This is a genomic window from Pararhizobium sp. LjRoot235, assembly GCF_964254145.1.
Classification (GTDB): domain Bacteria; phylum Pseudomonadota; class Alphaproteobacteria; order Rhizobiales; family Rhizobiaceae; genus Pararhizobium.
Genome location: NZ_CAXUSP020000002.1, coordinates 138,490 through 152,426, shown reverse-complemented (window position 1 = coordinate 152,426; position 13,937 = coordinate 138,490). Strand labels below are relative to the sequence as shown.

General features: G+C 59.0%; 12 protein-coding genes and 3 pseudogenes. 6 read left to right on the top strand and 9 right to left on the bottom strand.

What is annotated here, in order from left to right:
* Positions 1–86: 86 nt before the first annotated feature.
* Positions 87–419: a helix-turn-helix domain-containing protein gene (locus tag ACSQ2Z_RS21365; RefSeq protein WP_436083274.1), complete on the top strand. Its 333-nt coding sequence runs from the start codon at positions 87–89 to the stop codon at positions 417–419.
* A 448-nt stretch (positions 420–867) separates the two neighbouring features.
* Here the strand turns inward: ACSQ2Z_RS21365 and ACSQ2Z_RS21360 are convergent.
* A pseudogene (locus ACSQ2Z_RS21360) lies at positions 868–1,224 on the bottom strand (transposase); the annotation flags it as partial.
* A 454-nt stretch (positions 1,225–1,678) separates the two neighbouring features.
* Positions 1,679–2,060 (bottom strand): annotated as a pseudogene (locus ACSQ2Z_RS21355) (SAM-dependent methyltransferase); the annotation flags it as partial.
* Positions 2,061–2,198: 138 nt separating this feature from the next.
* Here ACSQ2Z_RS21355 and ACSQ2Z_RS21350 point away from each other — a divergent pair.
* The 4 genes from ACSQ2Z_RS21350 to minE all read left to right on the top strand — a co-directional run bounded on the left by ACSQ2Z_RS21350 (position 2,199) and on the right by minE (position 4,741).
* On the top strand, positions 2,199–2,564 hold the full coding sequence (locus ACSQ2Z_RS21350) for a hypothetical protein (protein WP_436084112.1): 366 nt from the start codon (positions 2,199–2,201) through the stop codon (positions 2,562–2,564).
* Between the two features lie 346 nt (positions 2,565–2,910).
* Positions 2,911–3,630, top strand: coding sequence for a septum site-determining protein MinC (gene minC / locus ACSQ2Z_RS21345; RefSeq protein ID WP_436084111.1), 720 nt, complete (start codon positions 2,911–2,913; stop codon positions 3,628–3,630).
* Between the two features lie 35 nt (positions 3,631–3,665).
* The gene (minD, locus tag ACSQ2Z_RS21340; RefSeq protein WP_436083273.1) at positions 3,666–4,481 is read left to right on the top strand and encodes a septum site-determining protein MinD; all 816 of its coding nucleotides are present in this window, start codon (positions 3,666–3,668) and stop codon (positions 4,479–4,481) included.
* Entirely contained in the window at positions 4,478–4,741 is a 264-nt protein-coding gene (gene minE / locus ACSQ2Z_RS21335; protein ID WP_436083272.1) for a cell division topological specificity factor MinE, read from the top strand. The genes minD and minE overlap by 4 nt, the downstream gene beginning before the upstream one ends.
* A 216-nt stretch (positions 4,742–4,957) precedes the next feature.
* On the opposite strand, the gene ACSQ2Z_RS21330 is transcribed toward minE, so the two are convergent.
* From ACSQ2Z_RS21330 to ACSQ2Z_RS21305, 6 genes are all read right to left on the bottom strand, one after another.
* Positions 4,958–6,001 (bottom strand): ABC transporter ATP-binding protein, encoded by a 1,044-nt coding sequence (locus ACSQ2Z_RS21330; RefSeq protein ID WP_436083271.1) that lies wholly within the window; start codon positions 5,999–6,001, stop codon positions 4,958–4,960.
* 21 nt (positions 6,002–6,022) lie between these two features.
* Positions 6,023–7,738, bottom strand: coding sequence for a glycoside hydrolase family 32 protein (locus ACSQ2Z_RS21325; RefSeq protein ID WP_436083270.1), 1,716 nt, complete (start codon positions 7,736–7,738; stop codon positions 6,023–6,025).
* A 5-nt stretch (positions 7,739–7,743) separates the two neighbouring features.
* Positions 7,744–8,637, bottom strand: coding sequence for a carbohydrate ABC transporter permease (locus tag ACSQ2Z_RS21320; protein WP_436083269.1), 894 nt, complete (start codon positions 8,635–8,637; stop codon positions 7,744–7,746).
* Positions 8,630–9,574, bottom strand: coding sequence for a carbohydrate ABC transporter permease (locus ACSQ2Z_RS21315; RefSeq protein ID WP_436083268.1), 945 nt, complete (start codon positions 9,572–9,574; stop codon positions 8,630–8,632). The genes ACSQ2Z_RS21320 and ACSQ2Z_RS21315 overlap by 8 nt, the downstream gene beginning before the upstream one ends.
* Positions 9,575–9,672: 98 nt before the next feature.
* Positions 9,673–10,962: an ABC transporter substrate-binding protein gene (locus tag ACSQ2Z_RS21310; RefSeq protein ID WP_436083267.1), complete on the bottom strand. Its 1,290-nt coding sequence runs from the start codon at positions 10,960–10,962 to the stop codon at positions 9,673–9,675.
* A 36-nt stretch (positions 10,963–10,998) separates the two neighbouring features.
* A complete protein-coding gene (locus ACSQ2Z_RS21305) occupies positions 10,999–12,003 on the bottom strand; it encodes a LacI family DNA-binding transcriptional regulator (RefSeq protein ID WP_436083266.1) in 1,005 nt (334 codons plus the stop codon).
* A gap of 119 nt (positions 12,004–12,122) precedes the next feature.
* Here ACSQ2Z_RS21305 and ACSQ2Z_RS21300 point away from each other — a divergent pair, with 119 nt between their 5' ends.
* A complete protein-coding gene (locus ACSQ2Z_RS21300; protein WP_436083265.1) occupies positions 12,123–12,284 on the top strand; it encodes an SMP-30/gluconolactonase/LRE family protein in 162 nt (53 codons plus the stop codon).
* Between the two features lie 337 nt (positions 12,285–12,621).
* Here the strand turns inward: ACSQ2Z_RS21300 and ACSQ2Z_RS21295 are convergent.
* Positions 12,622–13,838: pseudogene (locus tag ACSQ2Z_RS21295) on the bottom strand (IS701 family transposase).
* Positions 13,839–13,937: the final 99 nt, after the last annotated feature.

Below are 13,937 nucleotides of genomic sequence, written 5' to 3'. Positions count from 1 at the left end.
TCACGCAATCTTAACTACATATTGTTCCTATAGCACTCCATATCGTTCGTGGCCATAGGCGGGTCATTCGGGAACAAAATGTTCCCATGGACATATTCGCAAAACGGCTTCAGGAACGCGCCAAGCAACTCGGCATTTCAAATGCAGAAGCTGCTCGTCGTGTAGGGCTAGATGAGCGCCGGTATGCACACTATGCCTCCGGTCGCAGAGAGCCGGACTTGGCAACGCTTGTGAAGATTGCAGATGCGCTGGGCACTTCGCCGAATTGGCTTCTTGGCGTGTCTCTTGCCAGCGCAACGGACCGTGAATTCGCGGCGCTCATGGACCGTTTCGCCAATGCAGCGAACGGCATGTCAAAGCAAGAAATTGAGATGTGCATTATTCAGGCAGAAGCAGTAGCCGCTGCCAAAAACCGCTAAATTCAAAGTGTTCAGTGCCCGAAAACGCAAAAACTGCGGTTCCCGAGGAGATGTTATGCGATCCTGTGAGTACAGATCAGGACCCAGATCGTTCGCTTCCGCTTTGCGCCGGGCGCGGAAGCCACACGTTGGCGAGCCATGTTGCTTCGCGGCTTCAAACTCAACATCGACATCCTCTGTGGATTTGATCTGCTGCACATCGACACGAGCGCGGAAGGCAAGGAAGATTGATGCAGCGCTGGGGCTTAGCCGGCCAACGTGAACACTGCAGCCCAGAATAGGCATGAAAGTTCACCTGCGACCAAAAATCCAATAATGGAGTCGTTCATGAGATCCTCCTCGGGCAACCTCCAATGCCATGTGGCGACTTTAAGGCACGGAAAAAGCTTGCGCTACCCCTGATTCTAACTAGCTACGAACCGGCCCTAACAACGGGCAGGGAGAGAACTCATGAAGCGACGGATTTTTCGAAGTCCTTGGCCAGCCTGCGGCATCGACCCAGCCAGGCGAAGGTCCGCTCGACGACCCACCGGCGCGGCAGGATTTCAAAACCCTTGGCCTAGTCGGAACGTTTGATGATTTCGAGTGTCCATTTCCCGATTTTCTGCAGCCGCTTTTTGAGCTTGTCGCCCGCATAGCCGCCATCAGCGACGACATGAAGGAACCACGGCCACTGGTTTTTGACGGATTTCAGGAGATCGGGAGCGCCGTCGCGCTCCAGAATATCGGCGCTGTGCGCCATGAGCGCGACCATCAACCCGAGCGTGTCGACAATGATGTGGTGCTTGCGGCCCTTAATCTTCTTGCTCAACTTACTTTACATCTATCTTGGACGGAAAGCGCTAGCGGCGAAGACGGGCTTGCGAACGCGTTTCAGGTTCAGCTCGACAGCAATTTTCCATCGATCGAAATCCTCACCCGTGAACAACCCAATTCCGTCTCGGCGAAGAGGAGTTGGATGTGAGAGACCTTCGACAGAGTCGCTCGTCGTCGCTGGCGCTCTGGCGGTCGCCGCGTTCACGGCAATAGCTGTCCTACGATCCAGGTCAGTTCAGATGCCGCTCCGGTCAGTTCACGAACATTGAAGTCGGGCCAACGGATGTGGTCATCTGAAGCTCGCGGCCATCGATTTGAGTCAGGCCCCTTTCAGGTTCGCCGCCCCATCGAAGCTTCCGATATGCGTGCAACTCGATTGCATTATGCCTGAGTGATGATCGTCGGCGTCGTCTCGGTTTCCGACCCGCGACGACGACCTGAGTTCAGCCCGACGAATCCGATCTGCTGACAACGACCTCAAGATAGTCGCTCGGCACGACCATCGCCCCGTCATCGGCGCGGTTGAACTGGTCGATCAGATCAAGAAGATCGCGCTCCAGAATGGCCTGTTGTGGCTCCGGCAAGGCCGCGAACGCCTTGTGGATGGGGCCGTACCAGGTGCGGAAGACTTCGACCCAATGGGCTGGCGACCGATAGCGAAAGGTGAAGATCTTGGGCGTTGCTGCGATCGATCCGCCATCGGCGAACATTTCCTGATTGCCCCACTGGGAAGGCGGTTTGACGCCTGCCGGAGGTGGAAATGTGCTTTACGATGTTTTTGAACAACTGACCGATGAAACCGTCCGGCGTCCAGTTGGCCATACCCGTCGTTTGGCATCGGACGATCTCCAGAAGTGAAGTATGGAACTTCCTCCCAGACCCGTCCAGTACAGAAAGTGTAGCGATTATGACGCGGCCTTTGCTCGCGAGCTTGGTCGCATTTGCCACTTCATGTAGGAAAAAATCGAAGCATACAACGGACACGCGCCGATCACCCTTCAGGAATTGTTCCGCGAAGCCCTCTACGCCTTCGAGGAATGGGGTGAACTGACAGAACCGATCGTCACTTTCGAAGGATGGGTCATCCCGATCAGCCTCGTCTTCGAAGCGATGCGCGGATGCGACGACATCGTGCCGATGAGCATTGTCAGTGCCATCACTGAAAGACTGACAAAGCGCTGGGAAGGCGAAGGGCCGCTCGATAAGATGAGCTTCTCGACGGCGGCCCGAATTATGCGGGCGCTGGCGCGCAAACGCCTTCTTGCCAATGGTGGTGCCGAGATCGTGGCCGTCTCCAGCCGCACGGCTGAGCGCACGCCGTCAGAATGAACCTTGCGGGATCGCGGCGAGGCCGCCGCGATCCCGTGCTCCCGAGCAGGTCCCTGCTCTAAAGGTGTGGGTCCACCAATGACCACTAAGCCCAGTAGCGCTCTGCTCTCAATTGCTCGCCTTGAACGGATTCAAACTTTCGATCCCCTGAACGTCGCCATGTCGCGCCGGCGCCTGACGATGCGCGGGTTGTTTTATGGATACCGGTCAAATGGACAAATCCGAGTGTGCAAGATGAGCCTCCAACCGCTCGTCAATCACGATAACACGGGGTTCCTTGTTAACCTTCCATTAACCATTTTCTCGCTACATCGGAGGCAACGGAAAATTTACCAAGTTGAATGATATGTTAACCCAACCTAGGCCAATTCGTCTTAAGGGACGCTCCTTCCTTGCGCTCGCGTTGACTCCCGAGCTGCCGTTCGAAGACTGGCTTGTCCAGCTCGACCAGCTTGCAGCCCGTTCCGCCGGGTTTTTCCTTCGGCGGCCAATTGTGCTCGACGTTCAAGAGCTTGAGATCGATCGTGCGCAGCTGCGCGATCTCGTCCGTCAGCTGGGCATGCGGAACGTCAGAATTTTGGGGATCGAAGGTGCTCGCTCTTCATTGCTTGGCCCGGATCTGCCACCCGCGATGAGCGATGGTCGCGCTGCTTCAGACATTGAATTGCCGACCAATGCGGAACAACCAGTTTCTACAGAGAGCATTGTTGCCTCTGACCCGCCAACGTCAAAGACAATGCCGTCGATCGTCCTGAGCCAGCCTGTTCGTTCAGGGCAATCGTTCTTTCACCCCGAGGGCGACGTAACCATCGTCGGCTCGGTCGCATCCGGTGCGGAAGTGGTCGCTGGTGGATCGATTCATGTCTATGGCGCGCTCAGAGGGCGAGCTATGGCTGGTACGATGGGCAACTCCTCATCACGCATCTTCTGCCGCAAGCTCGAGGCAGAGTTGATCGCCATCGACGGGTTCTATCAGACCGCCGAGGACATGGAGCCGGGTCTGCGTGGAAAAGCGGTGCAGATTTGGCTCGAAGGCGAAACGATCAAAGCAGCAGCGCTCAGCTAAACCGAAGGCGTAGTCCTATTGAACTGGAGAGGTACATGGGCAAAGTAATCGTGGTCACGTCTGGCAAGGGCGGCGTCGGCAAGACGACATCGACCGCAGCATTGGGCGCCGCCCTCGCACAAAATGGCGAGAAAGTCGTGGTCGTGGACTTTGACGTCGGCCTGCGCAATCTCGACCTGGTGATGGGTGCGGAAAGGCGCGTGGTCTATGATCTGGTCAATGTCATCCAGGGCGAAGCCAAGCTGACGCAAGCACTAATTCGCGACAAGCGCGTGGAAACACTCTATCTGCTGCCAGCTTCGCAAACACGCGACAAGGACAATCTCACACCGGAAGGCGTGGAGAAGGTTATCACCGCTCTCAGGAATGCTTTTGATTGGGTTATTTGTGACAGTCCTGCGGGCATCGAGCGCGGAGCGACGCTCGCCATGCGTCATGCCGACGTAGCCATCGTCGTGACCAATCCGGAGGTCTCCTCCGTGCGCGATTCCGACCGCATCATTGGTATGCTCGATTCCAAGACGCTTAAAGCCGAGAATGGCGAACAGATGGAGAAGCATCTCCTTCTCACCCGTTACGACCCGGCTCGCGCAGAACGAGGCGACATGCTCAAGGTCGAAGACGTTCTCGAGATCCTGTCGATCCCGCTTCTCGGCATCATTCCGGAAAGTATGGATGTCTTGCGTGCGTCCAACGTCGGTGCTCCCGTTACCCTAGCGGATGGTCGCAGTGCTCCGGCAATGGCTTACTTCGACGCTGCACGTCGGCTCAAAGGCGAAATCCTGCCCGTCACCATTCCTGGTGAAAAGCGGGGTTTCTTCGGTAAGATCTTCGGAAGGAAGGCGGCATGAAACTCTTCCGTTTGTTTTCCCGATCACAGTCCGCACCAGCTGCTCGCGAGCGGCTGCAGGTACTGCTCGCCCACGAGCGGGCCTCTGCCGGCGACTCGGACCTTGTCACCAAGTTGCGCGACGAGATCCTTCGCGCTATCTCCAAGCACATGCAAATCGATAGTGAGAAGGTCAGCGTCAAGTTGGAGCGCGGCCTCCAAGTCTCAACGCTAGTCGTCGATGTCGAAATTCCCTTCGATGCAGCGAGGAAGGCGGCCTAAAGGCCGCCAAGCGACCGTCTTTTTCGCCCCGGGGGAGCTTATTGGTGGACGCTTATTCAATGCAATGCAATTCGCCGATAGGCGGTGATCACGCCGCGCTTACCGGCATTGCGCAGGTTCCGCACGAGATATTATGCGATCCGGTCACAGAACGTCTGCCGCCACAGAACCGATTTTTTCGCACCCCTACGGACAATTCTCAGCACCCCGAGGGCTTCAGTTCAACCGCAGCCCATCCTTGTCGAAGAGATGAACCTTGGAAAGATCGGGAGCGATCGAAATCACTTGCCCCGGTTGCAGTTCCACTCTTTCCCGCAAAAGCAGTGTGATATCTGCGTTTCCGAGTTTGGCGATGACGTGGGTCTCCGAGCCGGTCGGCTCGACAACGATGATGGTTGCCGGAACGCCTCCATCCCGGATCGACAAGTGCTCGGGGCGAATGCCGTAGATCTTGGTGGCGGCATGCTCCGGGCCCGCCGGTAGTGGAAGGCCTGCTCCGTCCAAGATCAACCTGCCGCTGTCGATCGTCCCCTCTAAAAGGTTCATCGCGGGCGAGCCGATGAACGAGGCGACGAAGGTGTTGGCCGGGCGGTCGAAAAGGTCGAGCGGCTTGCCGATCTGCTCGACCCGACCGTTGCGCATCACGACGATCTTGTCGGCCATCGTCATCGCCTCGACCTGGTCGTGCGTGACATAGACCGTCGTCGTCTTGAGGCGCTGGTGCAGTTCCTTGATCTCGGCCCGCATCGTGACGCGCAGCTTGGCATCGAGGTTCGACAGAGGCTCGTCGAAAAGGAAGACCTGCGGATGACGAACGATCGCCCTGCCCATGGCGACGCGCTGGCGCTGGCCGCCGGACAGCTGCTTGGGCAGACGGTCGAGCAATGGCCTAAGCGCGAGGATATCGGCGGCCTCCGTCACCAGCCTGTTGATGGTGGCTTTGTCGCGGCCCTGAAGTTTCAGCGCAAATCCCATATTCTCCGCGACCGTCATGTGCGGATAGAGCGCATAGCTCTGAAAGACCATGGCAATATCGCGCTCCTTCGGTGCGACGTCGTTCACGACCCGGCCGCCGATGCGGATTTCACCATCGCTAATCTCCTCGAGCCCTGCGAGCATCCGCAGCAGCGTCGATTTTCCGCAACCCGAGGGACCGACCAGGGTGACGAATTCACCATCTTCGATGTCGACGGATACGCCGTGGATCACGGGAAGCGCGCCATAGTGTTTGCGGGCATTGTCGATTGTAACCGATGCCATTGTCGTCTCCTCCTCCTCAATTTAAAGCTTGAGCTGCCAGATACTGGCCGCCGCGACATTGCCGTCCGGGGCGACCAGGCGGGCCGCCCGGACCCCCTCGAAGCCGGGCAGCCGTTTCGTACCCGTCCATCGGCCGTCGTCGGCAAAGAGCTCGATTGAGCCGGCATCGAGGAAAATGCGGATGAACGACGGGCGTGCTCCAGCCGCGATATAGCGCGGGAATACCGTATCGCCGGCACGGGCGAAGGGGATGCTCAGTCCCTCACTGTCGAGTTGCACCGACAGTTCGGTCTCCGGATGCTCGAAATCCAGCCTGAAGGCGTTCCCGGCCGCGGCGAGGTCCAGGACGATTTCCACCATGCCATTGCCGAGGCAGACGGTCTCGCCGGCGAGAAACCCGCCGCTGTCGATAGGGTTCTGGCGAAGTGTCAAGACAGCATCGACGGGCGGCGTCAGGAGCGCTCCGTCCCGAAGCAGAAGACGGCGCGGCAACGTCATCGCCGTCGGCATATCGGCGTCTTTGGACACATCGCTCCAGTTGGCGAGCCAGGCGATGCCGACCGGTCCGGACCGATCGACGAAAGCTTGGAACGCATAGGCGTCGGTGCCGAAGTCGAGCTCCTGTTCGAATTCAGGCTCGAAGCTCATGCCATCGAAGCGGCCGACGGTGGCGATCGCGATATTGTGGCGGCCGGTCGCAAGGTCGCGGCTGGTCAAGAGCCCAAAGATCAGCGCCCATCGCGTCTCCGGGTCGTCCGACGCTCCGCCGAGCGGCACCAGGCAAGGGCATTCTGCCGGTTTCTTTTTGAACCGGTCCTCGCGATGGAGAATACCGATGAAACGCCAGCCTCCTGCTGCTTGTGGATCATCCGTCTCATACAGCAGGATGACGCCCCCGCTGTGGTCGCGACTTCCCAGCAGCATCTTCCAGCGGCCGTCCGGCCCTTTAAAGACGTAGGGATCGCGGAAATCCAGCTTCAGATCCAGGCCCTCCGGGCGCTGCGGCAGGATCAGTTCGGCGGCATCCGCACTGATCATATCCTCGATCTTCATCGCGAATTGTCTCTGTTCTTCTGGTCGGCGGCCCTTGATGTGCTCGGTGAAGAAGATGCGGACGCCATCCTGCTCTCCCGGCAAGGCTATTGCCGAACCGGAATAAGCGCCGCCCAGCCCATCGGCCCGGGCTGAAAGCTCCGAAGGCGGAAAGAGGAAGACTGGCAAATGCGTCCAATGAAGAAAGTCGTCGGAAACCGCATGTCCCCAATGCATGGTATTCCAGCGCGGCGTATGCGGATAGTGCTGATAGAAGAGATGAACCTTTTCGCCGAAGCGGCCAAAACCGTTTGGATCGTTCATCCAGCCAAAGGGAGGACGGAAGTGATAGCTGCCCGGAAGCTCGGGCATGGCGTTGGTCGGCCGCGTGTAGAGAACACGGACACCTTCGGTCATCGCACTTTGCCTGGAATACCAATAAACAATGGAGAGCTCGGTGGTCGAAAGATCGTAGCTGAGCGTGGTCTCGCCGCCCTGGCTGATCGTCAGGGTCCGAAACGAGAATTCCTCGGTGTTATCGGTCGTGACAACGCCGATCTCGATGCCATCCACTGTTCCGGAAAGGCTTGCAGGCGTTGCCGCCTGCAGGGCCTTCAGCCAGATATGCGCCGTTGTTCCGGCAGGCAGGATCGCGCTGATCGTCGCCTGCGCCTGTTCGAAGGATGGTGCGGTTGCCTGATGCATGATGGTCAACCCTTCACCGCGGAACCGACGAAGGAGCTAACGAACCAGCGCTGGAAAGCGAGGTAGAGCCCGAGGATCGGTATCATCATCAGCGCGGACGCCGCCATGGCACGATCCCAGTAGATGCTGTCCTGGCCGAAGAAGGTGGCGATCGCGACCGCGATCGGCCGGGCGTAGTCCGTCTGCGTCACGAGGATCGGCCAGAGATACTGGTTCCATGTTTCGATACCGGTCAGGATCGAAACGGTGGCGACTGCCGGAAGGCTGAGCGGCATGAATATCGAGCGATAGATTCGAAAGATGGAGGCGCCATCGATCTGGGCGGCCTCGAGCAGCTCCTTTGGCAGTTGCGCGAAGAACTGGTAGAACAGGAATATGTAGAGGGGGCTCGCGATCCAGGGCACGATCTGCACAGCAAAGGTATCGGTCATGCCCGCCCGCGACACAATGATGACGAGTGGCATGATGATGCTTTCCTGCGGGATGACATAGAGTGCGATGACGATCGACAAGATTGCGGCCCGGCCTTTCACCGAACCCCATGCGAGGACGAAGCCGGCCATGGAGTTGACGATCACGCCCGCGCAGACGGTGGTCACCAGGATGAGCAGTGAATTGAAAAGATACCGGCCGAACGCCAGTTCGCCGGAAAAATGTCCGACTTCCTTGAAGTTGTTGAGCGTCGGGTCCGAGACCCAGAATGCCCGGAAGCTGCCCATGTCGGCAAGGATCTGGAAGCGATCATCCTTGAGGCTGGCAACGACCAGCAGGAACAGCGGCGAGATGATGACCAGCGCGACGATGAAAATGCAGACGGTCTGGATGGTACGAAAGGTTCTTGCAGCGGAACGGACCGGCTTTTCGTTGGGCTGCGATACGGAAAGCGCAATATCAGACATCGAAACGCCTCAAGAGTTGGCGCTGCACGAGCGCGATGATCAGAACAATCACGAACAGGATGACCGAGACGGCCGAGGCATAGCCCATTTTCTGCTCCTCGAAGCCGGCCCGCACCATGTAGTGGACCACGGTTTCGGTACTGCTCTTGGGGCCGCCCTGGGTGAGAATCGCAACCTGGGTATAAAGCTTGAAGGCCTGGATCGTCGTGATGAGGAGAACGAAGACATGGGTCGGGCGCAGGCCGGGCATGGTCACGTGCCAGAAGCGCTGGACGGCGTTTGCGCCGTCGATCCGAGCGGCATCGTAGAGTTCGTCCGGGATGCCCTGCAGACCCGCGAGGTAGACGATCATCTGGAAGCCATAGGCCTGCCAGGCAGACAATAGCACGATGGAGAACATCGCCCATTCAGGATCGCCCAGCCAGTCGATCGGCTGAATATAGCCTCCCGAAACGAATCCGAGAATCTGGTTGAAGGGGCCGGTCGGATATTGGAACAGCGTTCCCCAGATCACGCAGACCACCACCATGGACGTGATCGCGGGAAGAAAGAACATGCCGCGCAGAAGATTGCGGAACGGCATCTTCTGATGAAGCAAAAGAGCAGTTGCGAAGGCAAGACCGCATTGCACCGGCAAAATCCAGAAGGTGAAGCGCGATACGTTCCAGAGCGCCGTCCAGAACCGATCGTCGTGGAAGATGCGGACGAAGTTGGTGAACCAGATGAAGCGCAGCGGCGTCGGACGCGGTACCAGTGGCTGGTTCGTCATCGCCGTCCAAAAGGACAGGATAAACGGCACGATCAGGAAGAGCGTCAGCAGCAGCACGGCAGGAGCCAGCATGCTGGCTTCCTGCAACAGACGCCCCCGGTCCGATTTGCTGCGGGCTGGGCGTTTTTGCTTGGCCAGTGACGGCACTGGGGATTGTTGCATGTTCATGGAGTCCTCCTCTCCGAGGCTGGGGCCAATCGCCGGCCGTTGCGATGCGGACCCGGGCCCGCATCGCAAGAAATCGATCGTCTGGAGTCAATGATGCTTTACTGCTGATCACCGAAGGGCGGATATCCGTCGTTATCCTCGATGTCCTCGTCGATCTTCTCGGCTGCGGCCGTAAGCGCCGCCTTGGGATCGCCACCGTTGAAGGCCTCGTCGACGGCCTGCATGAAGGCCGACGTGATGGTTGGATAGGCCGGGTACGGCGGTCGCGCGATCGCCGTCTTCGACGCCTGTTCATAAGCGATCGCCATCGCTCCGCCGGCGGCGTAGAGCGGCGATTCGGCGGCGAAGCTCTTCAAGCCCGGGTAGCCGGACTTGCTGGCGATGAACTTGCGGTACTCCTTGTCCTTCAGCATGAAGCTGACGAACTTGCCGGCGACGTCCGGATGGTCGGAGGTCTTGGTCACCGCCCAGATCCACGTGCCATTCGGGCTTGCACCCTTGGCGCCGAACTTGGGAAGCGGCATCACGATGATGTCGTCCTTCATCGCTGCGGCCGCCTCGGCGTAGAACCAGTGTCCGCCGAGGGCCAGCGCCGCCGGATTGTTCTCGGCGTAGAACTGGTTGGTCCCCGCCGATTGCGGCACGACCCAGCCGTTCTTCACCCATGTCTGCATCATCGTCAGGGCCTCGACGCAAGCGTCGGCGTCAAGCGTGCCTGCCGACTTCCATGTTGTCCGGTCGATCAGATCGCAACCCGACGATTGCAGGATCGGCCCGTAGGCATAGGTGATCCATTCGGTCTTGATGCCGTAGCCACGGAAGGTGTCGATCGGCCACTTCACGCCGTCGAGCTTCGAAAGTTTTTCCAGATAGCCCTCGAATTCCTCGCGCGTCCAGGCATCGTCGACGGATGTGGGAATCCGCGCCCCGATTGCCTCGAGATATTTCCTGTTGCCGTAAAGGACGACCGTGGAGTCGGTGAGCCCGATCGCATAAAGGTCCTTGTCGACAGGATAGGTGCCCTGGACGATATTGGAGTTCGTCATGTCATCGAGGACATCCTTGTCGATGAGCGGCTTGATCGGCTGGAGATAACCCGACCAGACATAGTTCGCGAGGAACGGCGCATCGAGTTCCATCACGTCGGGCAGTTGGTTTGCCATGACGGCGGCGCTGAACTTCTCGTTGTATGCGTCGTGCGGCGCGTAAATCGTTTCGACATCGACGCCGGGATGTTCGGCTTCGAAGGCTTTCGCAACGGCGCCGATCGCCGCGACGCCGGCGGGATCGCCCTGATGCATGACGTGAATGACCTTCGTGTCGGCCGCCTGCGCCGTGGCGGACATCGCCGCCGTCAGGATCAGAGATGAAAGTAAACGATTACCCATAGATTCCTCCTCATTTGAAATGGGCATGCCCTGCTACTAAACGGATGACCGCTCCACCAGCCGGAACGGGAGTTTCTTCACTTCGACCGGAGCCCGGTCTTCGGCAAGCAGAATCTGTGCAGCCTTTCGACCCATGGCGCGATGCGGAAGCGCCATGGTCGTCAGCGGTGGGTCGAGACGCGAGGCGATCTCGACCTGATTGTCGAAACTGGCAACAGCGACATCATCGGGGATCGCCGCGCCGCAACGACGCAAGGCGGCATAAACCTCCATGGCAACGCGATCGTTGCCGCACAGGATGGCGTCGGGACGCTGGGGAAAGCGCATCAGCCGCTGAACGTGCGAATGGACGAGGCTCTGCGCGCGATCGCTGTAGATCGCTCGGTTGACTGCGGGCAGAACGGTCGCCTCGGTTCCGTTGAAGCCAGCCTGATCGAGCGCTTGCCTGAAACCGATCTCGCGGAGTTCGCTTGCAAGAAGTCCCGGCAGGTTGATGTAGGCAATATTTCTCCGGCCGGCGTTCAGCAGATAGTTCGTCATCTCCAGGGCGGCACCGGTCTCATCCGGCACCAGCGAGGTCACGCGATCGTTCGCCTCGCGGCAATTGATCATCACGCCGACGGTCTCGGCAAACTCCGCAGGCAACTCCACCCGCTTATGATACATCGCAGCGTAGGCCACCGCCCGCGGGCGGAACCGGTGCATCTCCTCCAGCACCGAGGCGACGTTCCGGCGCCCGCTGAGCGTCATTGCGAAAACGGCCATGTCGGAAGCGCGTGCGCCACTGTCCAGACCACCGATGATCCCGGTGGCGAACGGAGATGTCACCAGTTCGTCGGCGATAACGCCGATGAGCGGCATCCAGCCCTGCCGCATGCTTCGGGCGGCGAAGTTGGTAACGTATCCGAGCTCCTCGGCGATTTCCTTGATGCGCAGCCGTGTGTCGTCGGACATCCGGGCCGAGCCGCCATGCAGCGCACCCGACACCGTCTTGACGGAGACGCCGGCACGTTCGGCTATGTCGTTCAGAGAAACGGTCATGGAGCGCTTTGGGTTATCGATTACTCACTTGATAACATCGGCTTTAAGATGCGTCAACTCTCTTCGATGGTGGATGACGGACGCTGACAAGCTCTCGATGCGGTCGGAGGTCGCTATGAGTGTGGTGGTCGCTATTCGACGTCAAAGGTGAACGCACGGTCTTTCATGACGGCCGGTCCCGTCCCGGAGGTATCGATGGCTCCGTCATGGACAAGAACGGATATCTATGGAACGCCCGCTGGGGGACGGGGGAGCTCGACTGCATAGCACCCGCCGGCTAAATATTTCTAACTCTCAAGGTCCCTTTCGCACAGCCGAGCTGCCCCGCTTTCGTCGGCCAACAGGCACAGGGCCTGCTCATCACCTCGGCGGCGACTGCCCTTTCTGACGACGGCATAGAGGGAAAATCAGCGCTTTATCCCAACGGGTTCGAAGGCGTAGTCGATCCTTACTTTGCGATCTAGCATTACAGTTGCAATTTAGTTTTCAGGTGAGCTCGTCGAGCGGCCGCCTGATGGGCGCGTCTCCAGCATGACCATGCGATGACGTAGGCGGGGTTTATGCGACGCTGGGCGAGTCTGATGGCGATGCGGCGGACTTCCTGGATAGACCAGCGGATCAAATCCTGATGGTCGGCATCCGCGGTCTTTTTTGGGGCGTCACGTCATTGGCGCAGTACCGGATCACCGCCATCATGGCGAAGGCGAGCATGACGAGGGATACGTGGCGATGCCAGCCATGCCATGACCGGGTTTCGTTGTGATCGAGCCCGAGCTCGTTCTTTGCGGCCTCGAAGCTGTCTTCGATCGCCCAGCGATGGCCTTCGACGGAAACGAGCGTCTGGATTCCCGTCCCGGCCGGGCACCATGTGGTGAAGAATGCAAGTTCGCCGTCGCTGATATTGCGCCTGATCAGGAGGCCACGGGTCCAAAGCCCCGATTTCGTCTCGTTATATTCGTCGGCATCGAGGTCGGCGAGTTCGCAGTAGGCCCAGTCATGAAGCCGCGCGCCTTTGGTGCCCTCACCGGCGGAAAGACGCTGCCATGCTTTTGGATCGAGATCACGGGCGATCTCCTGAGCTGTGCCGGCGACCGGAGGCTTACCTGACCAGGAGCCGAAATGGTGGTCCGATTTAACCCCAAGAACGTAGCCTTTGCAGGCTCGACGCAGGGTTCCTTCGACGTCCCCGACGCCATACACCGCATCTGCGGCCACCCATGAAAACGGCACATCGGCTGCCAGCGCACGCCGTATCATATCGACAGCCAGGCCTGGCTTGGTAGCGAAGGCTGTAGCCTCAGGAACATGAGTTGCTGCCAGCCTTGCCGGATCGCCGGTCCAGCCCTTGGGCAAGTACAGGGCTCGATCGATAAAGGCATGACCGCGAACGGACACATAGGCGGCGAACACACCGATTTGGCAGTTCGTTATCTTGCCTGCAGAACCTGTATATTGACGTGCAACGCGCCGCACGATGTCTTGCCCTGCTTGAGGAAGCCCGTCTCATCGATGACCAGGACCGCATCATCGGTGGCGAGGTTTTCTACAACATACTCTCGCACGATGTCGCGAAGTCCGTCCGCGTCCCAACGCCCGCGACCCAGAATGGCTTGCTGCCGCCACGGGCCGGGATCACCGGCCGCCTCAGCGCGCATCCAACCTGTCTTACGCCGCTCGTCACCCAGCAAGCCGTCCAGGAAAAGGTTCGCAGATGCTGCAACCCGCTCCTGCGTAAACAGCTTCCGCATACGAGACTTCACGTCACGCAGCGACGATGCCCAAAGTTCAAGCGTAGTCTCGATTGATGCACCTGTCATCCATGACCTCCGAATCATGGAGACCCATAGATTCAGACTATAGATAAATATGCAACTGTAATGCTAGGCCGTAAACCCATTAATTTACTTGGCGTTGCGCGCGCCGCGTGATTCAAG